Source organism: Aegicerativicinus sediminis (assembly GCF_015476115.1).
Classification (GTDB): Bacteria; Bacteroidota; Bacteroidia; order Flavobacteriales; family Flavobacteriaceae; genus Aegicerativicinus; species Aegicerativicinus sediminis.
In genome coordinates this window covers 647,654-670,811 of sequence record NZ_CP064295.1, presented here as the reverse complement: position 1 = coordinate 670,811, position 23,158 = coordinate 647,654, and the positions used below count along the sequence as shown (strand labels likewise).

23 protein-coding genes are annotated in these 23,158 nt (G+C 36.2%); 10 read left to right on the top strand and 13 right to left on the bottom strand.

The window, feature by feature from the left end; genetic code table 11:
• Nucleotides 1-16: 16 nt before the first annotated feature.
• Both ISU00_RS02990 and uxuA read left to right on the top strand, forming a co-directional pair.
• Nucleotides 17-337: a cupin domain-containing protein gene (locus ISU00_RS02990; RefSeq protein WP_228852558.1), complete on the top strand. Its 321-nt coding sequence runs from the start codon at nt 17-19 to the stop codon at nt 335-337.
• 55 nt (nt 338-392) lie between these two features.
• The gene (gene uxuA, locus ISU00_RS02985) at nt 393-1,604 is read left to right on the top strand and encodes a mannonate dehydratase (RefSeq protein ID WP_228852557.1); all 1,212 of its coding nucleotides are present in this window, start codon (nt 393-395) and stop codon (nt 1,602-1,604) included.
• Here uxuA and ISU00_RS02980 read toward each other — a convergent pair.
• Together ISU00_RS02980 and ISU00_RS02975 are read right to left on the bottom strand one after the other, a co-directional pair.
• The gene (locus ISU00_RS02980; protein ID WP_228852556.1) at nt 1,599-2,117 is read right to left on the bottom strand and encodes a DinB family protein; all 519 of its coding nucleotides are present in this window, start codon (nt 2,115-2,117) and stop codon (nt 1,599-1,601) included. The genes uxuA and ISU00_RS02980 overlap by 6 nt on opposite strands.
• Before the next feature lie 15 nt (nt 2,118-2,132).
• Nucleotides 2,133-2,834, bottom strand: coding sequence for an arylesterase (locus tag ISU00_RS02975; RefSeq protein ID WP_228852555.1), 702 nt, complete (start codon nt 2,832-2,834; stop codon nt 2,133-2,135).
• 40 nt (nt 2,835-2,874) lie between these two features.
• On the opposite strand from ISU00_RS02975, the gene ISU00_RS02970 reads away from it, so the two are divergent.
• Both ISU00_RS02970 and ISU00_RS02965 read left to right on the top strand, forming a co-directional pair.
• The gene (locus tag ISU00_RS02970; protein WP_228852554.1) at nt 2,875-3,558 is read left to right on the top strand and encodes an ABC transporter ATP-binding protein; all 684 of its coding nucleotides are present in this window, start codon (nt 2,875-2,877) and stop codon (nt 3,556-3,558) included.
• 10 nt (nt 3,559-3,568) lie between these two features.
• Nucleotides 3,569-6,103, top strand: coding sequence for an ABC transporter permease (locus ISU00_RS02965; RefSeq protein WP_228852553.1), 2,535 nt, complete (start codon nt 3,569-3,571; stop codon nt 6,101-6,103).
• 72 nt (nt 6,104-6,175) lie between these two features.
• Here the strand turns inward: ISU00_RS02965 and ISU00_RS02960 are convergent, their stop codons facing one another.
• Complete coding sequence (locus tag ISU00_RS02960) at nt 6,176-6,451, bottom strand: hypothetical protein (RefSeq protein ID WP_228852552.1); 276 nt, start codon at nt 6,449-6,451, stop codon at nt 6,176-6,178.
• 105 nt (nt 6,452-6,556) lie between these two features.
• Complete coding sequence (locus ISU00_RS02955) at nt 6,557-7,789, bottom strand: 3-deoxy-D-manno-octulosonic acid transferase (protein ID WP_228852551.1); 1,233 nt, start codon at nt 7,787-7,789, stop codon at nt 6,557-6,559.
• A 117-nt stretch (nt 7,790-7,906) separates the two neighbouring features.
• Between ISU00_RS02955 and ISU00_RS02950 the strand changes: the two genes are divergently transcribed.
• From ISU00_RS02950 to ISU00_RS02940, 3 genes are all read left to right on the top strand, one after another.
• On the top strand, nt 7,907-9,061 hold the full coding sequence (locus ISU00_RS02950) for a DegT/DnrJ/EryC1/StrS family aminotransferase (RefSeq protein WP_228852550.1): 1,155 nt from the start codon (nt 7,907-7,909) through the stop codon (nt 9,059-9,061).
• Nucleotides 9,062-9,064: 3 nt separating this feature from the next.
• The gene (gene galE, locus ISU00_RS02945) at nt 9,065-10,087 is read left to right on the top strand and encodes a UDP-glucose 4-epimerase GalE (RefSeq protein ID WP_228852549.1); all 1,023 of its coding nucleotides are present in this window, start codon (nt 9,065-9,067) and stop codon (nt 10,085-10,087) included.
• A gap of 159 nt (nt 10,088-10,246) precedes the next feature.
• Nucleotides 10,247-10,438, top strand: a complete 192-nt coding sequence (locus tag ISU00_RS02940; RefSeq protein WP_228852548.1) for a hypothetical protein — start codon at nt 10,247-10,249, stop codon at nt 10,436-10,438.
• On the opposite strand, the gene lspA is transcribed toward ISU00_RS02940, so the two are convergent.
• From lspA to ISU00_RS02920, 4 genes are all read right to left on the bottom strand, one after another.
• On the bottom strand, nt 10,435-10,950 hold the full coding sequence (lspA, locus tag ISU00_RS02935; protein ID WP_228852547.1) for a signal peptidase II: 516 nt from the start codon (nt 10,948-10,950) through the stop codon (nt 10,435-10,437). The genes ISU00_RS02940 and lspA overlap by 4 nt on opposite strands.
• Before the next feature lie 19 nt (nt 10,951-10,969).
• Nucleotides 10,970-11,851: an ACP S-malonyltransferase gene (gene fabD / locus ISU00_RS02930; protein ID WP_228852546.1), complete on the bottom strand. Its 882-nt coding sequence runs from the start codon at nt 11,849-11,851 to the stop codon at nt 10,970-10,972.
• 67 nt (nt 11,852-11,918) lie between these two features.
• Nucleotides 11,919-12,479 carry a sugar O-acetyltransferase gene (locus ISU00_RS02925; RefSeq protein WP_228852545.1) on the bottom strand — a complete coding sequence of 187 codons (561 nt, stop codon included), beginning with the start codon at nt 12,477-12,479 and terminating at the stop codon, nt 11,919-11,921.
• A 9-nt stretch (nt 12,480-12,488) separates the two neighbouring features.
• Complete coding sequence (locus ISU00_RS02920) at nt 12,489-13,406, bottom strand: dihydrofolate reductase (protein WP_228852544.1); 918 nt, start codon at nt 13,404-13,406, stop codon at nt 12,489-12,491.
• 296 nt (nt 13,407-13,702) lie between these two features.
• Between ISU00_RS02920 and ISU00_RS02915 the strand changes: the two genes are divergently transcribed.
• Entirely contained in the window at nt 13,703-13,999 is a 297-nt protein-coding gene (locus ISU00_RS02915) for an isoamylase early set domain-containing protein (RefSeq protein WP_228852543.1), read from the top strand.
• A gap of 55 nt (nt 14,000-14,054) precedes the next feature.
• Here the strand turns inward: ISU00_RS02915 and ISU00_RS02910 are convergent, their stop codons facing one another.
• From ISU00_RS02910 to ISU00_RS02890, 5 genes are all read right to left on the bottom strand, one after another.
• Nucleotides 14,055-14,879 carry a thymidylate synthase gene (locus ISU00_RS02910; RefSeq protein WP_228852542.1) on the bottom strand — a complete coding sequence of 275 codons (825 nt, stop codon included), beginning with the start codon at nt 14,877-14,879 and terminating at the stop codon, nt 14,055-14,057.
• A 123-nt stretch (nt 14,880-15,002) separates the two neighbouring features.
• Nucleotides 15,003-16,721: a nucleoside transporter C-terminal domain-containing protein gene (locus tag ISU00_RS02905; RefSeq protein ID WP_228852541.1), complete on the bottom strand. Its 1,719-nt coding sequence runs from the start codon at nt 16,719-16,721 to the stop codon at nt 15,003-15,005.
• Between the two features lie 95 nt (nt 16,722-16,816).
• Nucleotides 16,817-17,425, bottom strand: a complete 609-nt coding sequence (locus ISU00_RS02900) for a bifunctional nuclease family protein (protein WP_228852540.1) — start codon at nt 17,423-17,425, stop codon at nt 16,817-16,819.
• 111 nt (nt 17,426-17,536) lie between these two features.
• Nucleotides 17,537-18,499 (bottom strand): electron transfer flavoprotein subunit alpha/FixB family protein, encoded by a 963-nt coding sequence (locus tag ISU00_RS02895; RefSeq protein ID WP_228852539.1) that lies wholly within the window; start codon nt 18,497-18,499, stop codon nt 17,537-17,539.
• A 21-nt stretch (nt 18,500-18,520) separates the two neighbouring features.
• Nucleotides 18,521-19,267 (bottom strand): electron transfer flavoprotein subunit beta/FixA family protein, encoded by a 747-nt coding sequence (locus ISU00_RS02890; RefSeq protein WP_228852538.1) that lies wholly within the window; start codon nt 19,265-19,267, stop codon nt 18,521-18,523.
• Between the two features lie 362 nt (nt 19,268-19,629).
• Here ISU00_RS02890 and ISU00_RS02885 point away from each other — a divergent pair, with 362 nt between their 5' ends.
• Together ISU00_RS02885 and ISU00_RS02880 are read left to right on the top strand one after the other, a co-directional pair.
• Complete coding sequence (locus ISU00_RS02885; protein WP_228852537.1) at nt 19,630-20,607, top strand: pyruvate dehydrogenase complex E1 component subunit beta; 978 nt, start codon at nt 19,630-19,632, stop codon at nt 20,605-20,607.
• Nucleotides 20,608-20,665: 58 nt separating this feature from the next.
• Nucleotides 20,666-23,158 (top strand): DUF5686 and carboxypeptidase-like regulatory domain-containing protein, encoded by a 2,493-nt coding sequence (locus ISU00_RS02880; protein ID WP_228852536.1) that lies wholly within the window; start codon nt 20,666-20,668, stop codon nt 23,156-23,158.

The following is a 23,158-nucleotide window of genomic DNA, read 5'->3' as shown; positions in this document are numbered from 1 at the left end:
TTAGAAGATTATTTAAATGTATTTTATAGAAAAGGAGGAAACTTGGGAGGATTTGGGAGACGGTATTAGGCGGCAAATTACGGGTTATAATAATGACTTGATGATGGTGAAGGTTGAATTTGAAACTGGGGCGGTTGGTAGTTTGCATCACCACATACATTCTCAAAGCACTTACGTTGCAAAAGGGAGATTTGAAATTACAATTGATGGCAACCCCCAGATTTTATCTGAAGGTGATGCCTTTTTTGTTGATCCAAATTTGGTCCATGGAGCTAAATGTTTGGAATCAGGGATGTTAATTGACGTGTTTAATCCTAAACGAAGCGATTTTTTATAATTATATCTTACAAAAAACCTCTAATTTCGTTATTATAAACTAATCAATTGAGGAAATGAGCAAAACTAATGCAACTGGAGTTTTCGAGCAGAGTTGGAGGTGGTATGGACCTCATGATCCGGTGAGCCTAGAAATGATAAAACAGTCCGGTGCATCCGGAATTGTTACCGCTTTACATCATATACCAGTGGGAGAGATTTGGACAGTTGATGAAATAAAAAAGCGCATTGCACTTTTAGAAGATAGTAATCAAAAATTACATTTTCCATTACACTGGAACGTGGTTGAAAGTTTACCTGTACACGAACATATAAAACAAGGACGCGAGGATAAGGTTTTATATATAGAGAACTACAAAAAGAGCTTAAAAAACTTGGCTGAATGCGGAGTTAAAACCGTTTGCTATAATTTCATGCCGGTTCTGGATTGGTTGCGTACAAATGTAAGATATAAGCTCTCCGATGGCAGTGTTGCTTTGTGTTACAATCTTATAGACCTTATCATATTTGATTTATTTATTCTAGAAAGAGATAAGGCGGAAAAGGATTATCCTTCCGATAAAGTTGATGCCGCCAAGCAGCGTTACAAAGAAATTTCTAAGGAAGAACTAGATTCAATAAAATCTAGTTTGCTGATGGCATTGCCTGGTGACCAACATAGTTTTACACTCGATAAGCTAAAACAAGGTTTATCTGACTATAGTAATATTTCACGACATCGATTAAGGGAAAATTTGATTTCCTTCCTTAAGGAAGTCGTCCCCTATGCAGAAAGCCTAGGTGTAAATATGGCAATCCATCCAGATGATCCACCATGGTCTGTTCTTGGTTTACCAAGGGTAGTAAGTTCAATGGAGGATCTCCAATATTTATTTAATTCGGTGCCGAGTAAATCAAACGGACTTACTTTTTGCAGTGGTAGTTTGGGAGCGTCCAAGTCGAACAATCTTGTTGATATTATTGAAGCTTTTTACCCAAGAATTCATTTCGTCCATTTAAGATCTGTACAACATTTCACAGATTCAATATTTTTTGAGGCAAAACATTTGGAAGGTGATGCAGATATGTTCTCACTAGTTAAAACGTTCCATGATTATCAGCAAAAAAGCAAGCGTCTGCCATTGCCTATGAGACCAGACCACGGGCATGAATTATTCGATGATCAAAACAAACCTTTTTATCCAGGGTATTCAGCTATTGGGAGGTTAAAAGGATTGGCAGAATTGAGAGGCCTAGAAATGGGTATTGTTAAGATGGCCAATCTATAAATTGGTCATATACCGTTCTTGCAAAACTTTTAAATGATGAATTTGATGCCCCACAATTTGAAATCCGAGGGCTAAAACGGTAATTTTTAGTTCAAAACAAATTCCTTCCTTAAGTAATTGGTCTTTTGAGAAACTTGAAAATAGTTTAATGGTTGAATTTCGAACATATGTAAATTCTTCAAGCAAATCTGTTATTGAACGCATATTAGCACTTGTGTTGTCCGCATACAAATTTTCGTCATAACCAGGTAATACTGCATGGTCATTTCTACTAAAAACTAAGGCCCTATACGATTGTATTCTTTCATTGTCAATAAGATGTTGAAGAATATCTCTTGGAGTCCATTTTTCGGGTTGATAACGAAAATCGGAATGGTTTTCTAGCCAATTTCTGTGGTTTTCAAAATCTAACTTTGTTTCTTCAAAAATGGAAATCAAATCCTTTTCCTTATTAACAAGATTGATATACCTGTCAAAATATTCCGGTAAATAAGGTAAATCTTTCGTGGTCATAATTTTTTATCTTGACTATTGGCTTAATTCTGTTTTAAGAACCTCCCAAACATTATTTGCTACAATTTTTTGTCCTTCCTCAGTTGGATGAATTCCGTCATTTTGATTTAATTCTGGTATCCCAGCTACATCCTGCAAAAGGAATGGAATAAGTGGAATCGAATTTTTTTCTGCCAATTTTGGGTAAATATTTTTAAACTGTTCAGTGTATTCTGGACCCATATTTGGAGGAATTTGCATTCCAGCGAGTATTATTTTAATGTCTTGATTGGAAGTTTTTGCCATATTAATCATTTCTTGAAGATTGGCTTCAGTTTCATCAAGAGGAATACCTCTAAGGCCATCATTCGCGCCTAATTCTAAAATCATTATTTCAACACCATCATTCAACGCCCATTCTAGACGATTTTTGCCACTAGCAGTGGTATCTCCACTTAAGCCTGCGTTCACCACTATATAATCAAGACTTAAAGAATCAATTTTATTCTGAATCAATGCTGGGAATGCATCATCAGGGTCGAGGCCCAAACCTGCAGTAAGACTATTCCCAAAAAACAAGATGGTAGCATTTGAGGTGGGAGCCTCTTTTTCTGTTAAGTCTGTCGAAGTTTTTTCAAGCGTATTTTCCTGTTTATCTTTGCAACTTGTTGCGAAAATCAAAATATAACAAAAGATTAACAGGACGAATTTAGGTAGGGTATGGGTGTTAAAACTCATTTATGTATTTTAAATTTTTAATTCCAATAAAGGTAAAACAATGTCAGCAATTTTAGAGGTAACTAACCTAAGTAGAACGTTTACGAGTGGTGAAAAAGAATTGACGGTTCTAAAAGATATTAATTTTAGTGTCTCTAAAGGAGAAACATTTTCAATTGTTGGTCCGTCGGGAAGTGGAAAAACAACTTTATTGGGTCTATGTGCGGGTTTAGATAGTGCGGATAAAGGTTCAATTAAAATTGACGGTATTTCGCTTGAAACACTCAATGAAGATCAAAGAGCAGAATTGCGGAATGAAAAGGTTGGCTTTGTTTTTCAGGATTTTCAGTTGTTACCAACTCTCACGGCATTAGAAAATGTGGCAGTTCCTTTAGAATTAAGGGGAAATAAAATGGCAACCGAAAAGGCAAGCGAATTGCTTTCTAAAGTTGGTCTATCTGACCGAATGGATCATTATCCCTCCCAGCTATCTGGAGGTGAGCAGCAGCGTGTAGCATTGGCCAGGGCATTTTCAAATAGTCCAGAAATTTTGTTTGCTGATGAACCGACTGGAAATTTAGATGCCGAAACAGGTGATACAGTTGAAAAGCTCTTATTTCAATTAAATAAAGAAGCAGGAACGACCTTGGTTATAGTTACCCATGATTTGGAATTGGCAGCCAAAACCCAAACCATTCTTCGGTTAAAGGGCGGTTGTATTGTTTCTGATACCATAAATGCATAAGCCAATTTTCATGAAAAGAAAACTTAATTGGGGTTGGTTATTAAGGATGGCATGGAGAGATGGAAAGGCTAGTAGATCTAAACTGGTTTTGTTTATGGCTTCAATTGTATTGGGAATTGCTGCAGTAGTTGCAATTCAATCCTTTGGAATCACCTTAAGAGAGAATATTGGGCTTCAATCTAAGTCTTTAATGGGTGCCGATTATATTATTGACACCAATAAACCCCCATCTGATGAGCTTTTGAAGATAGTGGATTCATTACAACCACAGGCATCTGAAATGAGTTTCCCTTCGATGGCATTGTTTTTACCTCAAGAGACCTCTAAGTTTGTGCAGGTGAGGGGTATAGAAGGAGGGTTTCCTTTCTACGGGGATTTGGTTACAGAACCCATTAGTGCTGCTGATAGCTATCGAGAAAAGAGACAAGCTTTGGTAGATGCCACAGTAATGATTCAGCTAAATCTGAAAATTGGTGATACTATTAAGTTAGGATCCCAAAAATTGCCTATTGGTGGCGCCTTAAAATCAATTCCAGGTAGTAGCAATTTATTCAGTTCCATTGCGCCCCCAGTTGTGGTTCCAAAAGATATAATAGAACCATCGGGTTTGGTGCAACAGGGAAGTAGAGTCGATTATAACTATTACTATAAGTCAGATAATAATTTAGATTTAGAGGCTTTTGAATCAAGGCTTAATCCTAAGTTACGAAAACTTGATGGGGATATAGATACTCATAGTTCAACCAGTCGACGGTTGGGAAGGCGTTATGAAAACTTCGGTAAGTTTTTAAATCTTGTGGGGTTTATTGCATTGCTGCTGGGTTGTGTCGGTATAGCAAGCTCAATCTACATTTATATAAAGGAGAAACTTAAATCTGTTGCAATATTAAAATGCCTAGGTGCAACTAGAAAACAGGCATTTTTAATTTATTTGCTTCAAATATCCGCAATGGGTCTCATAGGTGGGGTGGCTGGAACCTTAATAGGTTTAGGGATGCAACCACTTTTCCCAATTATTCTCGGTGATTTAATTCCCGTTGACATACAATTGGTTTATTCCTTTAAAACTGTATTGTTAGGGTTGACACTAGGGGTTACAATGTCCTTACTGTTTGCCTTATATCCACTAATTAAAACCTATCAGGTTTCTCCCTTGCAGGTCATTAGAATCCAGAATGAAGAAAGAGAAACATTAAAAACACCTCTTTATTTTGTAATCTTTGGAATATTAATATTTATTATCGCATTTGCCCGCTGGTTGATTGGGAATTGGAAATATGCTCTCATTTTTGTGGTAGGTGTAATCGTTGCTTTTGCCTTACTTGTTTTGATGGCTAATTTGGTGATGTATCTGGTTAAGAGATTTTTTCCTAAAACATGGAGTTTTGAAACTCGTCAAAGCCTTATGAACCTTTACAGGCCACAAAATCAAACCATAATATTGATTTTGGCAATAGGAATTGGCACTTTCTTAATCAGCACTCTATATTTTACAAAGGATATGCTTTTGGCTCAAGCATCCATTGATGGGCAAAAAAATAGTCCGAATATGATTCTATTAGATGTACAGTCGGACCAGATGTTGGCTGTAAATGACAAATTGAAGGGTGCCGGCCTAAAGGTTTTGGATGGAATTCCTATTGTTACAATGCGGATTCAAAGTTTAAAAGGCAAATTTGTAGAGGATATAAAAAAAGATACAACTGCAACAATAAATCGTTGGATCCTCAATCATGAATTTCGGGCAACTTACAGAGATAGTTTAATTGAATCAGAAAGTCTCCAAAAGGGAATTTGGGTTTCACGTTTTTCTGGAGATGGAATTGTACCAATTTCAGTGAGTGACAATTTTGCGGCAGATGCTCAAGTAGATGTTGGTGACCACATAGTTTTTAATGTGCAGGGGAAACTTATGGAAACGGAGGTGAATAGTGTCAGGCTAGTTGATTGGAGTCGGCTTCAGCCAAATTTTACGGTGCTATTTCCTGCTGGTGTTTTGGAGAAAGCCCCCCAGTTTGGGGTTATTACCACCAAAGTCCCCAATGCACAGGAATCGGCTAAAATTCAAAATGAACTTGTTAGAGATTTCCCGAATATATCTATCCTAGATCTTCGTCAAGTTTTGTCTGTGATTGAAGATTTATTGGCAAAGATTTCATGGATTATCAATTTTATGGCCTTCTTTAGTATAATTACAGGAATTATTGTCTTAATTGGTGCAGTGCGTACAAGTAAGTACCAGCGTTTGAAGGAAAGTGTATTGTTGAGAACAATTGGTGCTAAGAGCGAGCAAATTATTAAAATTTTATCTCTTGAATATATTTTATTAGGTGCTATTGGGACTTTGACCGGAATAATTCTTTCCCTGTTTGGTAGCCAATTAATGGCTTGGTGGATGTTTGAGGAGCCGTTTCTACCATCGATATTCCCATTTTTGGTTTTGTTTCCGGGAATTACGGCTCTTGTATGGTTCATAGGTATGCTTAATAGTAGGGAAGTAGTTGTTAGTTCTCCATTAAAGGTCCTTAGGAAAGAAGCAAAGTAACAAAACTGTCATAAATCAAAAAGGCTCGAATATCATTCGAGCCTTTTCTATTTTAAGTTGAAAATTTTTCAATTAGTTACCGTCGTCAACTGAATCGTCAACGCTGTCAACAGCATCTTCTACAGCTTCACCAGCTTCTTTTGTTTCTTCAACTGCGTTGTCAATAGCTTCGCCAGTTTTTTCGAACGCTCCTTCAACTGCATCACCAGTTTCTTCTGCAGCATTTTCCATTGCGTCACCTGCGTTTTCAATAGCATCATCAACATCATCAGCTTTTGTTTCTCTACAAGAAGTAACAGATACTGCCAATGCCATAATAAAAGCGGTACTTAAAAAGAATTTTTTCATTTTAATAGTTTTAGTGTTAATTATAAGTTGCGAAAGTATAATTTAATTCGAGATTTTTAAAAAATATAATTACCCGAAATATTACCTAAAATCGCATTGTCGAAACTATTTACGTATAAAGTCCATTATTTGGATTACAGCACCTCGATTTTTTTCTATAAATGACCGATTAAGCTGTCCTAACTGGTCTCGTCGGTCTTCATTATCCAACAAATCATGTAGTTGGAGTTTGAATTCTAACAAATTAGAAATTGATATAACACCCGCAGTTTCAGTCATTTCTATTGCCTCTGGGAAATTTTCAAAATTTTTACCTATGATAACCGGGATACCAAATACACTTGGTTCCAAAATGTTGTGCAACCCTTTTGTTCCCATTCCGCCGCCAACATAGGCTATATCACCATAATTATATGCCTTACTCAACTGTCCTATTGAATCTATTATACAAACCTCTGAATTCTCCTCGAGACCGTTATTGCTTTTAGATAATAATATTGTTGGTTTTATAATTTGGTTTTGAATTTTGCTAATATGATCCTCATCAACTTCATGTGGGGCTATAATCCATCGTAAATCTTTGATGTATTCCTTATTTATAAAATCAATTATCATTTCTTCATCTGCAGGCCAAGTGCTACCACAGATAACACTAAGATTGTTGCCTACAAATTCGTCTAGAAAGGGAATGCTGTTATCGTTATCTAATTGTTGAGAAACTCTATCAAAACGAGTATCTCCACTAACTGAAACATTTGTTAATCCATGTTTCTTTAACAGTAGTTTGGATGATTCGTTTTGGACAAAAATATGATCAAATTGTTTTAAGCTTTTCAACAAAAGTTTACCATACCATTTGAAATAGGAATGAGATTTTCTAAAATTGGCGGAGATAAGTAATAACGTTCCTCCTCTCTTCTTTAGTTCAAAGATGTAATTTGGCCATATATCATACTTAACAAATATGCTTAACTTTGGTTGAACCAATTCCAAAAATTTAATTGCATTTTCTTTTGAGTCGATTGGTAAATAGCAGACAATGTCCGCTATTGCACTATTTTTCCTAATCTCATAACCGCTGGGAGAGAAAAAAGTTAAGATGATTTGATGGTTGGGGAATTCCTTTTTTATTTCTTGAAAAACTGGTAAGCCTTGTTCATATTCTCCTAAGGAAGCACAATGAAACCAAATTTTTTGTCTATCGTTTAAGGTTGTTTCAAGAATTCCCCATGTGTCTTGTCTTCCAATAACACCTTTTTTCAATTTCGGACTGAAACGACTTCCAAATTTTATGAATTTCCCAAAAACTGCTACGCCAAAATTGTAAAATAGCCCCATAAATTATTTTAAAGCAAAAATAGGGTTCTTTAAGATATTTCATTGGTCGCCAATACTAGTTTTTGTAATTTCGCTGTACTCAAAAATCCTTGTCTCGCAAGATTATTTCATGATTAAATGAACACTATACAAATGGTTGACCTAAAGGGTCAATATCTAAAAATTAAAGAGGAGGTAGACAATGCAGTTGATGAAGTTTTCAATTCTACAGCCTTTATAAATGGACCAAAAGTTATATCCTTTCAGAAGAATTTAGAGTCTTACTTAGGGGTGAAACACGTTATCCCCTGTGCAAATGGTACAGATGCTCTACAAATTGCAATGATGGGTTTAGGTTTAAAACCTGGTGATGAGGTGATAACTGCCGATTTTACTTTTGCCGCAACAGTGGAGGTTATTGCATTGTTGGGTTTAACCCCAGTATTGGTTGATGTAGATCCTATTAATTTTAATATTGATTTGGAGGCGATTGTTAAGGCTATTACACCGAAAACAAAGGCAATAGTTCCTGTGCATCTATTTGGTCTTTGTGCCAATATGGAAGCCATCATGGAAATAGCTAAAAATCATAAATTGTATGTCATCGAAGACAACGCGCAAGCAATAGGTGCCAATTATAAATTTTCTGATGGAAGAATAGCGAAAGCAGGTACTATTGGTGATTTAGGATGCACCTCATTTTTTCCTTCTAAAAACTTAGGGTGTTATGGAGATGGGGGAGCCATTTTCACGAATAATGATGAATTGGCATATACATTAAGAGGTATTGTAAACCATGGAATGTATGAGAGATACCACCATGATGTTGTTGGGGTTAATTCTCGGCTAGATTCTGTACAGGCAGCAATTTTAGATATTAAACTAAAACATTTAGACAATTATAATAAGGCAAGGCGCAATTCTGCAAGAGAATATACTAAAGCCTTGAAGCACCATCCCAACTTGATCGTTCCTTCTGGCAAAGATGAATGTGAAGGTATATGCGACACTTGCGATTGTCATGTATTTCATCAGTATACTCTTAGAATAATTGATGGAGATAGAAATGGATTGGTGAAGCATTTAAATGAAAAAGGAATTCCTTGTGGTGTTTACTATCCGATTCCCCTTCACAAACAGAAAGCATATACGGATGATCGTTATAATGAAGAGGATTTTAGAGTTACTAATCAACTATGTGAAGAGGTTATTTCATTGCCGATGCATACAGAACTTACAAATGAGATGATAACTTACATTGCTGATGCGGTGAAGGAATTTCTAGATAACTAAACGATGAAAGTATTAGTAACCGGTGGACTAGGTTTTATTGGGTCTCATACTGTTGTTGAGTTAATCAATGCGGGACATGAAGTTGTTATAATCGACGATCTATCCAACTCCTCCTTGGATGTTTTACAAGGGATTCATAAGATAACTGAAATTTTACCTGAATTTGAGAAAATTGATTTAAGGGAAAAACCCAGGGTTGAAGATTTTTTTAGTAGGCACAATAATTTGGATGGGATAATACATTTTGCCGCCAGTAAAGCTGTGGGCGAAAGCGTGCAAAAACCTTTGCTTTATTATGAAAACAACTTAACGACTTTAGTTTACATTCTACAGCAAACTACTAAGTTAAATCGTCAAAATCTGATCTTTAGTTCATCCTGTACGGTATATGGGCAAGCAGACGAAATGCCTATTAAGGAAGAATCTCCGGTTAAACCAGCAGAATCTCCCTATGGTAATACAAAACAAATTGGAGAGGAAATTCTACGAGACACATGTAAGGTCTATGAAGATCTTAATGTTATTTCCCTTCGTTATTTTAATCCTATTGGAGCTCACGAAAGTGCGTTAATTGGAGAATTACCAATAGGAGTACCTCAAAATCTAGTGCCATTTATTACCCAATCGGTGGCTGGGATCAGGGGTGAGTTATCAGTTTTTGGTGATGATTACCCAACACCAGACGGTACTTGTATCCGCGATTATATTCATGTTGTAGATTTAGCTAAGGCACATGTGGTGGCATTGGAGCGATTAATGAATGGGAAGACTGACCAAAACTATGAGGTATTTAATGTGGGTACCGGTAAAGGATCTTCTGTTTTGGAAGTAATACAAGCTTTTGAAAATGCCAATGGTTTAAAGGTGAATTATCGAATAGCCCCTCGAAGGGAAGGAGATGTAATAATGGCCTATGCCGATACAACCAAAAGCAATGAGATTTTAGGATGGAAATCGCAGTTGACTTTGGAGGATGCCATGCGATCTGCTTGGAATTGGGAAAAATATGTTAGAAAAATAGATTAAGGGTTTTCTAACATTATCGGCTTTACATCGAAATATTTCTAACAATTCTTAGGTACGCTTGTCATATCCTTAAACTGAAAAAAGGTTAACATTGATTTAACGTTGTCAATTTCATATTGGTAGTGATGATACCTTACTTTGTTGCAAAGTAGAGGCATTATGAAATTGATTTCAATAAAAAGACAAACCAAATCTGAGGGGCGATATTCCAAAAAAATGGGTTCGTTTCAAACCAAAGTAACTTACATTCAAAAGGCAATTCTTTCTATCCCTTATAAGACATTACATTCTTATCGGGAAACTTATTATGGAGAAGTAAAAGATTGTGAGGCTTGTAATTTGGCAAGCTAATCTTCTGATTCTGAAATAGTATTAATTTTTTTGACGTTTTTCTGTTGGGTTAAACTAGCATAGACTAGTATGATCATGCCAAATGTTACAGACATATCTGCAACATTGAATATTCCCGTTCTAAAGACCCCTCCCAAATCTATATGCAGAAAATCTGTTACAGAGCCATACATTATTCGATCATAAACATTGGCAATTCCTCCGCCGATTATACAACAGAACGCCACCAAGCTTAGACGGTCTAAATGTTTATTTTTCAGAATGTAATACAGTACCATCCCAAGGACCACCACAGGCAAAATCAAAAGAAAAATTAACTTCAGTGTGGGATTCATATCACTGCCCATTCCCAAAAAGGCACCCGTATTTTCAACATTGGTAAGTATAAATTTTTCACCTATAAGTTCAATTACCTCTCGGTAGTCTATTTTTGATCTTACAATGACTTTTGAAATTTGATCCAGCGCAATATTTGCGATAATGATTATTGCAATCTTCCAAGTTCTAGACATCTGATAATTATGATTTTAATTAAAGTTGCGCCGAATCTACGCTAGCTTCAGAATTGATTTTTTTCACCAATCCTTGAAGTACCTTTCCTGGGCCAACTTCTACAAAGTGGCTTGCACCATCCTTTGCCATTTGTTCTACAGATTGAGTCCATTTAACCGGAGCGGTAAGTTGAGAAATTAAATTACTTTTTATAGTGTCCGCATTTGTAACAGCATCTGCTGGTACATTTTGATAAATTGGACAAACTGGTTTTCCGAAAACTGTTTGTTCAATTGCTTTTGCCAATTCTTCTCGGGCGGGTTCCATAAGTGGAGAGTGGAAGGCACCTCCTACAGGCAGGATTAACGCTCTTCTAGCTCCAGCCTCTTTCATTGCTTCACAAGCTTTTTCAACCGCACTAAGCTCTCCAGAAATGACTAATTGTCCAGGACAGTTGTAATTTGCAGGAACTACAATTCCATTGATTTTACCACATACATCTTCAACAACAGCATTTTCTAAGCCTAAGACTGCCGCCATAGTACCAGGTTGCTTTTCGCATGCAGCCTGCATAGCTAATGCACGTTTAGCAACTAAACGTAATCCGTCATCATAATTCAACACTTCGTTGGCAACCAATGCTGAAAATTCTCCCAATGAATGGCCTGCTACCATATTCGGAGAAAATTCTTTTCCCATGGCCATTGCCAATGCAACCGAATGAATAAAGATTGCAGGTTGGGTTACCTTAGTCTCCTTCAGGTCTTCAGCAGAGCCCTCGAACATAATATCTAGGATATTGAACCCTAAAATATCATTGGCTTGGTTGAAATAGTCTTTTGCGATATCTGAAGTTTCATAAAGTTCACGTCCCATTCCACTGAATTGGGAGCCTTGGCCTGGAAAAATATATGCTGTCATCCTTTTTAAATTAAATGTGTGCAAAAATAGAAATATTTAAATAAAGCTATGTTTGCTTTTAACCATTCTAGTTTTCAATGTGTTTAATAAATTTAGCTGGATTTCCACCAACTAATGTATTTGCCTCGACATTTTTCACCACAACTGCACCCGCGGCAATTACTGCATTATCACCAATTGTTACTCCTGGGCAAATGGTGGCATTACCACCAATCCAAACATTGTTTCCAATAGTGACGGCCTTGCCAAATTCAACTCCAGAGTTTCTTGCCTGTGCCTCAAGAGGATGTGTTGCAGTATAAATTTGAACGCTTGGAGCCAACATGCAATTGTCACCAATAGTTACTTCACAGACATCTAGGATACAGCAATTATAATTAATGAAGACATTATTGCCAAGTGTAATATTGTACCCATAATCACAATAAAAAGGCGGTTCGATCCAATAGTTTTTCCCTGCGTTTACAACAAGTTCTTTGAACAGAATTTTTCTCTCCTTTAAGTGATCCTCGTTGAGGCTATTTATTTTTTGAAAAAGAAGTTTTGCTTTGTAACGCTCTTTCTGTAATTCTCCATCAAAGGGATTGTAATACTCGCCGGCCAACATTTTCTCTTTTTCACTTTTCATGGATATTGTTTATTCCACTTTTCTATATGTTATAAACGAGAAAGGAAATTGATTGTCTTCATCAGCCTCGTGAAATTTCCTTGCAACTTCATGCCATTGAAGGGAATCAATTTCAGGGAAATAGGTATCTGCCTCAAATGTTGAATGCACTCGCGTTAATTCAATACTATCGGCAACATCCAAAGATTGCCTGTATATTTCTCCTCCTCCAATTATAAAGGGTTGATTGTCATTAATTGCTACATCCAAGGCGTCATGAAGATTGCTTACAACAACAACACCATCTGGAATTTTATAATTCTCTTGACGAGTAATTACAACATGCGTGCGGTTTGGTAATGGCTTGGGAAATGTTTCAAAAGTCTTTCTGCCCATTATTATATGGTGGCCTGAGGTTAATGCTTTAAATCTTTGTAGGTCATCCTTTAAATGCCATACCAATTCATTGTCTTTACCTATGCTATTGTCCTCACCTGCAGCAGCAATAATTGTAACATTTTGTTTTTTATTTCGAAACTTGGGTGTTGGTTTGACGTTTTCCTCTTGACTGTAAACCGGATACTCTGACTCAACTTTTTTTCGTAATTGTTCAAGTCGGTCCTTTTGTTTGGCTACTAATCGCTCCAATTGCTGTTCCTCCCAATCCTTCCCCATGAATTTGTGGGTGATGAAAACATTTATAAAATGGTACACAAATAGAAATAACCAAATTAAGATGGCATATACAAACCAATCGACACCTAAAATCTTATAATCCTTGCCAATATCTAGCCCGACATTGGCAACAATTAAAAAAACAGCTCCAATAAGGAAGATGACAAAATGAATATAAAGACCTCTTTTCTGTTTAATTCTTCTTTCGGCATTTTTAATGAGTTCTAATTGCTCTTTGTCAATTTTTGGAACCTCCTTTTTTTTCGCAAACATGTTCTTAAATATTTATGGTAAAAATACGTTTTTTATGTATTAGCATATTGTTTGCAACGGGTCATAATTGCGGTATTTACGAAAACGATATAGTTATTTTTCTCTCCAAAAACTAGGCTTATAAACTACAAGAAAGGCATGTAAACCCTTCAAAATAAGGTGTAATTTTTTTGTAAGTATAAAGAATAGTTGGTCGTATTTTACGAAATTCATAATTATTTGATACAAAATTGTTTATCGCTTGTACCCTTGGTTTTCTTTTATACTTTTGACCCGTGTAACAAACAATAATTCTTATGGCTATCACTAAGCAGTATTTGAAAAGTAAACCGATTTGTAAAGTAACATTCACCGTTCCAGCTGATGAAGCTTCTGAAGTTTCAGTAGTTGGGTCATTTAACGGTTGGGATGCGAAGGCTGGAAGCTTAAAAAAGCTAAAAAATGGTAATTTTAAAGGTACCATTGATGTTGAGAAAGACGCTGACTATGAATTTAGATATTTGGTTGATGGAGCATATATCAATGAAGCTGAGGCTGACGCTTACGCTTGGAATGATTTTGCTGCTGCAGAAAACAGCGTGCTTAAAGTATAATTCTACCTTTTAGGATTTATTGAAAATTTTATGGGCTGCCTTTTAGCAGCCTTTTTTATACCGCAACGGCTCCTTTAATATGAGGATGAGGGTTGTAATCAACGAGAGTGAAATCCTCAAAAGTAAAATCGAAAATATCTTTTATATCAGGGTTAAGGATCATTTTTGGCAAAGACCTAGGATCTCTACTTAGCTGTAATTCTAACTGCTCATAATGGTTACTATAAATATGTGCGTCTCCAAAGGTGTGCACAAAATCTCCTGCTTCATAACCGCAAACCTGCGCCATCATCAAAGTTAACAGTGCATATGATGCAATATTAAAGGGCACGCCTAAAAAAATATCCGCACTACGTTGATATAATTGACAGGATAATTTTCCGTCTGCAACATAGAACTGGAAAAATGCGTGACAAGGTGGAAGTGCAGCTTTACCATTGGCTACATTTTCTGAAAATGAGATAGAAGTATCTGGCAATACTGATGGGTTCCACGCCGAGACCAACATGCGCCGACTATCTGGATTTGATTTTAAAGTTTCGATAACCTCCTTTATTTGGTCAATCTCGTCACTATTCCAATTTCGCCATTGGTGGCCATATACTGGTCCTAAATCTCCATTTTCATCAGCCCATTCATTCCAAATTCTTACCCCATTTTCCGTTAGATATTGAATATTGGTATCTCCTTTTAAAAACCACAATAATTCATAAATGATAGATTTTAAATGTAATTTCTTGGTAGTCACCATAGGAAAACCTTCCGAAAGATCGAATCGCATTTGGTAGCCAAAAATACTTTTGGTTCCTGTACCGGTTCTATCACTTTTTTCATGGCCATGCTCCAACACATGTTTTACCAGGTCTAAATATTGTTGCATTAAAAGAAATTTGGTTAAAATCCCAGGTTAAGCAGAACTTGCTTTTTTCAGATTTTAAAAATAAAAAAAGAGGTTAATTATTAAAGATGGATGCTTTAATTAATATTAAAAGTTATTAACTGCTTAGCCAATTATCATTCCCGCAATAGTCGCGGATAATAATGAAGCAACGGTTCCTCCAATTAAGGCTTTTAGTCCAAATTCGGAAAGAGTTTTGCGCTGACCTGGGGCTAGGGAGCCGATACCGCCAATTTGTATACCAATGGATGCGAAATTTGCAAATCCACAAAGCATATAGGTGGCCATGATAATAGACTTTTCAAATTTTAAATGTACTCCATTAGAGACGTTTTTAAGTTCCGCCAATTGAATGTACCCCACAAATTCACTCGCAGCCAATTTTACGCCCAACAATTGCCCCATTAAAGCCATATCTTCCTTGGCTACACCTATAAGCCACATTACTGGAGCAAAAATGTAGCCAAGTATGAATTCTAAAGAAAGTTCTGAATAAGGAGTGTGCGAAGTAATCCAGGTATTAATACCGGTAAAAGATCCGATTTTATTAAAACCAAAATTTATCATTGCTATAAAGGCGATAAAAACCAAAAGCATTGCACCAACATTTGCTGCCAATTTTAAGCCTTCAGTAGTTCCATTTGCAATAGCATCAAGTACATTGGAGCCTATATTTTCTTGTGAAACAGAAATTTCAGTATCTATTTTTTCAGTCTGTGGATAAAGAATTTTTGATATCACTATGGCTCCTGGAGCCGCCATAACGGAGGCGGTAAGTAAATGCTTGGCATAAAATATTTTTAATGCAGCATCCTCTCCTCCCAAGAATCCAATATAAGCGGCTAAAACGCCACCAGCGACTGTAGCCATTCCTCCAATCATTACCAGCAATATTTCAGAACGAGACATTTTCTCTAAATATGCTTTAATCATTAAAGGAGCTTCTGTTTGCCCCAAAAAGATATTGCCGGCAACACTTAAGCTCTCAGGACCAGAAATCCCCATCAATTTGGTTAATACCCAGGCTAGGCCTTTTACCACAATCTGAATGATTCCTAAATAAAATAAGAGAGAAGTAAGGGCGGAGAAAAATATTATTGTTGGTAATATCTGGAATAGAAAAATGAAACCGAAACTTTCAACATCCATCATTCCTCCCAATAAAAACTCGCTACCCGCCTGGGTAAAATCAAGAATTTTCACGAACATTTTACCTATAACTTCAAAGAAAGTTTGAACGAATGGCACTTTTAGAACTCCAAAAGCTAAAAGAAGTTGGGCACCAAGGCCTAAACCGACCGTTTTCCAATTAATACCCTTGCGATTAACACTCAGTAAATAAGAAATTACCAAGAGTACGAGCATTCCTAGGACGCCTCTTAATAAACTTTGAAATGAAAACCCATCACTTGGTATAATTACATTATTTAAAGGTTTCGCTATTGCTATCATGGCATCATCTATTTCCAATTTATTCCGCAAAGAATATGTAATGTCGCTTTCTGAATAGACCAAAGTGGAATCTGTTAATGCCCTTATCCTGTATTGAATTGTGGTGTCTATTGGTTGTGAATACCGAAGTTCTAATAAGTTATTTTGAAGGATATAAGTGCCTTTGGCTGATAGGCTGTCTTGATTTAATAGGGTGTAATTAAAAGTTCCGTCTTTAAATTCAAGGAAATCATTTTCTGGATTTATTTTAAAAATTGTGTCCTCTGATTTGTCTGTTACCGACTGGAAAATCCAGGTTTTCTGAATGGACTGTGAAAATGAAAGGAACGTTAAAAAGAAAATAGCTCCAAAGGCTAGCCAAAATTTCTTCATATAGGTTAGAGTAGGATTAATTTAAGGTATGGTCGCCAATGATTCATTAAGTTGTTACAAAATGTTACATCGGTTAAGATATTCATTTTTTGGAATTATCGCTTGGAAATTTCATCCCTAATTTTTGCAGCAGCTTCATAATCCTCTTGAGCTACGGCCTCATCTAACAAGGCATTAAGTTCGTCCAAGGTTTTTGTTTTGTAGTTCTCCGAAAGATTCGCCTCTACTTCTTCGGCCAATGTTTCATCTACCAATATGCTGTCTTCCTGCTCCTCATCTTTCTTAGGGTTAACTTTTAAGTATATTCCCGCCTTGTCTAAGATGTTCTTGTATGTAAATATGGGTGCATTAAATCGTAATGCCAAAGCAATTGCGTCACTGGTGCGTGCATCAATTATCTCCTCAATTTTGTCACGTTCGCAAATCAAACTTGAATAAAATACACCGTCTACCAATTTGTGGATAATAACCTGTTTAACCACAATTTCAAAGCGATCAGCAAAATTTTTAAATAAGTCGTGTGTCAGCGGACGTGGTGGGCGTATTTCCTTTTCTAAGGCAATGGCTATAGATTGAGCCTCAAAAGCACCAATAACAATCGGAAGTTTTCTTTCGCCATCCACCTCGTTGAGTATGAGTGCATAAGCACCATTTTGTGTCTGACTATAAGAAATGCCCTTTATGTTTAAGCGTACTAAACTCATAATTGAAACCACAAATAACTGTTTAAATTAGGAGATAACCAAACTACATGTGTAAGTTGGGAAATTTAATCGCTTATATGAACAGTTAGCTGTTACTACAAGATAAAAAATTTAAGCGTTTTGTGCTTTAAATTCCTTCAATTTTTCAATGAGTTTTGGGACTACTTCAAAGGCATCCCCAACAATTCCATAGTCTGCTGCTTTAAAGAAAGGAGCTTCTGGGTCATTGTTAATAACAACTTTTACCTTTGATGCATTAATACCAGCCAAATGCTGGATTGCACCAGAAATACCAATGGCGATATATAGGTTGGAAGCGACTGGTTTGCCAGTTTGGCCCACGTGTTCACTATGTGGGCGCCATCCTAAATCCGAAACCGGTTTAGAGCAAGCAGTGGCGGCTCCCAAAACTTCGGCCAATTCCTCAATCATTCCCCAATTTTCGGGACCTTTCAAGCCACGACCTCCAGAAACCACAATTTCTGCATCTGCAATACTCACTTTATCGCTAGACTTGTTGATAGATTTTTGATGAACACCGCTTTCCGGAATTGAAGGAGAAAAATCTTCTTCAGTTAATTCCACTGAATTTTCATAAAGACCATATGAATTTTTTGAGACACCTACGATTTTTACATCACTTTCAATTTTAGAAAAATTAAAAGCTTTGTTAGTAAATGCAGTGCGCTTAACTGTAAATGGTTCTAAAGATGAAGGAGCGTCCACTACGTTAGAGGCATAACCTGCATTAAGCTTTACAGATAAAATAGGGGCAAGGTATTTAGAGTCTGCACTAGAGCTAAGAATTACCACTTTAGTGCCTTCTTTATTACAGGCTTGTGTAATTACGTCTGCATACCTTTGTGCGTTAAAGGTGTCTAAATCCTTATTACTAACTTTCAATACCTTGTTTACCCCATAATTTTTCAAAACTGAAGTGTCATCTGCATTAATAGTTACTGCTGTTACAGTAGTTCCCAATTGGTCTGCAACAGTTTTAGCATAGGATGCTGTCTCTAATGCAATTTTCTTAAATGTTCCTTTATCTGATTCTGTATATACTAAAACTGACATGAAATTCTTTTTTAATAATGATTAAATAACCTTAGCCTCATTGTGGAGCAATTCAACCAAACGACCCACATTATCTGCATCAACAAGAGTGATTTCTCCTTTTGGTTCAGGTTTTTCAAATTTTACGGAATCTGTAAAAATTTCAGGGTTAGAAGGTTCCACAACATTTAATGGTTTTTGGCGAGCCATCATGATTCCTCTCATGTTTGGGATTTTTAAGTCCTTTTCTTCAACCAATCCTTTCTGGCCACCAATAACTAAAGGTAAACTTGTTTCAACCGTTTCTTTTCCGCCATCCATTTCTCTTACGGCTGTAGCTTTGTCACCTTCAACCTCAAGGCCTATGCAATTAGCTACAAAATTGGCTCCAAGAATTTCCGCTAGCATTCCTGGTACCATTCCACCGTTATAATCAATAGATTCTCTTCCAGCAATAACTAAATCATAGCCATTTTCCTTAACAACATTTGCCAATTCTATAGCCACTTGGTGGCCGTCCTTTGGATTAGTATTGATTCTAATTGCGGCATCAGCACCTATTGCTAATGCTTTACGTAAGGTGGGTTCTGTTTCCGCACCACCAACATTAATAACGTCAACACTGGCCCCTTGTTTTTCCTTGAACCACATTGCCCGAGTGAGGCCGAATTCATCATTTGGATTTATGACAAATTGTACTCCATTCTTGTCAAATTCGGTATTGTCGTTTGTGAAATTTATTTTAGAAGTGGTATCAGGCACATGACTGATACAGACCAATATTTTCATTGCGAATTATTAAGTTATTAGTGAATCTAATTTTTCGTTTACGAAGGTAATTATTTTATTCTGAATTTTTACTATGCGTGCATAGTAAAATTATGAAATATTTTTAAATTTTTACAGATTTCAATAAATAATTGAATTTTATTTTAAAAAATTAAGAATAATTTAAATTTAATTCAAAAATTTGTGGTGCGTAAGAACAATTTGAATATGGAAGAATGATTTTTTGGAAATATTGGTATAATTGAAACCTTTAGTTCTCCCGTTCACATACGATAAGTGCATTTTAATGCTCCTAATTTTGATGAAATTCTTATGATTTATTCCTATTTTTGTTCCTCGAAATTTAAAGACCGTTTAGCTAAATGAAAACAATTCAGTTTAGGGAGGCAATTGCAGAGGCCATGAGCGAGGAGATGCGCCGAGATGAAAGTATTTATTTAATGGGTGAAGAAGTTGCAGAGTATAATGGAGCCTATAAAGCTTCTAAAGGAATGCTTGATGAATTTGGCCCGAAACGTGTAATCGATACCCCTATTGCTGAGTTAGGATTTGCAGGTATTGCAATAGGTTCTACAATGACAGGTAATAGACCGATTGTTGAATATATGACGTTTAACTTTTCATTGGTTGGTATTGACCAAATTATTAATAATGCTGCCAAAATTAGGCAAATGTCGGGTGGGCAGTTTAAATGTCCGATTGTATTTAGAGGACCAACAGCTTCTGCTGGTCAGCTAGCTGCAACGCACTCACAAGCTTTTGAAAGTTGGTTTGCCAATACTCCAGGATTAAAGGTAGTTGTGCCATCCAATCCATATGATGCTAAAGGATTGCTTAAATCTGCAATTAGAGATGATGATCCGGTTATTTTTATGGAAAGTGAGCAAATGTATGGTGATAAAGGAGAGGTTCCGGAAGGGGAATACACTATTCCACTAGGTGTTGCTGATATCAAGCGGGAAGGCACAGACGTTACTATTGTATCTTTTGGTAAAATCATTAAGGAGGCATATAAGGCGGCCGATGAATTAGAGAAAGAAGGAATATCCTGCGAAATTATCGATTTAAGAACTGTTAGACCATTAGATAAAGAGGCGGTGCTTAAATCTGTTAAGAAAACTAATCGATTAGTAGTATTAGAAGAGGCTTGGCCTTTTGGAAATGTTGCCACCGAAATCACTTATATTGTACAATCTGAAGCGTTTGATTATTTAGATGCGCCAGTTGTAAAATTGAATACTGCTGATACTCCTGCACCATATTCACCTGTGCTTTTAAAAGAATGGTTGCCTAATAGCGATGATGTTATAAAAGCAGTGAAGAAAGTACTTTATAAATAATTTACATTCAAAAACGTTATATAAACTTCACCAGCATTAGTTGGTGAAGTTTTTTATTATGAAACAAACATTACCTCTTATAGTCATTATTTTTATCACAGCAATTGGTTTTTGCCAAAGTAAGGTTAGTGGTGAAGTTTTTGATGCCGGTAATGAACCGGTAGCTTATGCTAATGTGATTTTTAAGGGGTCAACTGAAGGTACCACTACAAATGAAAATGGGCTGTTTTATCTTCAATCTGAGTCAACATGGGATACTTTGGTTGTATCATTTCTAGGCTATAAAACCTTGATGGTTCCATTGAAAAATAAGGTGAATTATGAAATGCGTCTTATTTTGGAAGAAGAAACCGAAAGCCTTGGTCAGGTAACTATTGTTTCAGGAAAACAGCCTAAGAAAAATAATCCGGCCATTGATATACTAAGGAAAATTTGGGAACGCAAGCGAAAGAATGGTGTTCGTCAATTCAATCAATATCAATATGACAAGTATGAAAAGGTTGAATTCGATTTAAATACCATTGATAGTTCCATAATAAATAGCAAACTTTTTAAAGGCATGGAATTTGTCTTTAATCAAGTAGATACTTCGCGAGTAACCGGAAAAACCTATTTACCAGTTTTTATTAACGAAGCCGTAAGCAAGGTTTATGGAAATAATGAGCTGAATAAAGAAAAGGAAGATGTCTTGGGCAATAAAAATTCAGGTTTCAGCAATAATCAAATTATCATCGATTTTGTTGATGAGCTATATTCAGATTATGATGTGTACGATAATTATTTAAAGTTTTTCGATAAGAGTTTTGTAAGTCCTTTGTCTCGTACCGGCATCAATACTTATAACTACGTGTTATCAGACAGTGCTTTTATAGATAATAAGTGGTGCTATAATATTATATACTATCCAAGACGTAAAAATGAGCTGACCTTTAAGGGGGATTTTTGGGTGAACGATTCCACTTTTGCCATAAAAGAGATTAATATGCAGGCATCTAAAAGTGCCAACATCAATTGGGTGAAAGAAATTTATATCGAACAGGAATTCGAAGTTCTTAATGATTCGCTCTTCCTTTTGAAAAGGGACTATTTTATGTCTGATTTCGCCTTTTCGAAAAAGGAAAAGGCACGTGGTATTTATGGCAAGCGCACCACCTTATATAATAACTATCAATTTGATCTTAAGAAGGATTCCAATTTTTATGATGAGGAAGTCTACAACTATGATATTGACGTTTATAACAGAGATGATGAGTTCTGGCAAAATAATCGACTTGAGAGTTTAAATAAAGACGAACAGGGAATATATCAAATGCTCGACACGCTCCAAACGGTGAAGAAATTTAAAAGACTTTACAATATTGGAGCAACCTTAGCTTCGGGTTATGCCGAAATACATGCATGGAATTTCGATTACGGACCCATATTCTCAACCTTTGGGTACAACGAGGTTGAAGGTCTGCGGTTGCGTACCGGAGGAAGAACTTATTTTACGTCTAATGACTTATGGCGGGTCGAAGGTTTTGTTGCCTACGGTTTTAGGGATAACAAATTTAAGTATGGAATTTCTGGGAAATGGTTAATAGACAAAAAGAATAGAATAATTATATCCGGTGGGAATAGAAGAGATGTTGAACAGATAGGTGCCAGCCTTACAATGTCTAGCGATGTTTTAGGACGTGATTTAGCGTCATCAACAGTGTTTAATACAGGAGTAAATGATAAATTGACAAGTATTAATATCTCTACTTTTTCGGCAGAAATAGAACCCGTCAAAAATTTTGTTATTAGGTTTTCTGGCAATTATCGCACTCTAGAGTCTGCTTCTGAAACGTTTAGTTTAGATTATTATGATGAAGATTCACCCACTGGAATTTCTTCAAAAGTGAAGCAATATGAAAATGTGTTGACTTTAGGTTTTTATCCAAAACGTAAAATGAGTGGATTTGGAGTTGAAAGGTATGAAGCCAACTACGATTACGCTCGTATTTTTACCCAATTGAGTGTTGGCTCTAGGGCTTGGTTTAATAGCAATTTCAATTATACTAAATTGCAATTTCTTTATATTCAGCCATTTCAGGTTGGAGGCTTTGGCCGATTAACATCTTCCTTAGAAGTCGGTAAAACGTTCGGTGAGGTTCCACTTGGTTTATTAAGCGTTATCCCTGGAAATCAGTCTTACTTTTCTATATATAAAACATTTTCGCAATTAGACTTTTATGAATTTGTAACGGATACGTATGCCTCACTTCACTTAGAGCACAATTTTAATGGAAGATTGTTTTCAAGAATACCGCTATTGCGTAAAATGAATTTAAGGGAAATTATTAGTCTAAGGGGTGCATGGGGCGATATTTCGGAAGAAAATAAAGCCTTAAATGCTTCCGGCTTAATATATATTGCCCCAACTGAGAAGATTTATTATGAATATGGCTTTGGTGTTGGAAATATTTTCAAGGTATTCCGAATAGATTTTAATTTTAGAGGCAATTATAGAGAAGTCCCTGGAGCAAGAAAATTTGGTGTAACCGGAGCCTTTGGATTCCACTTTTAA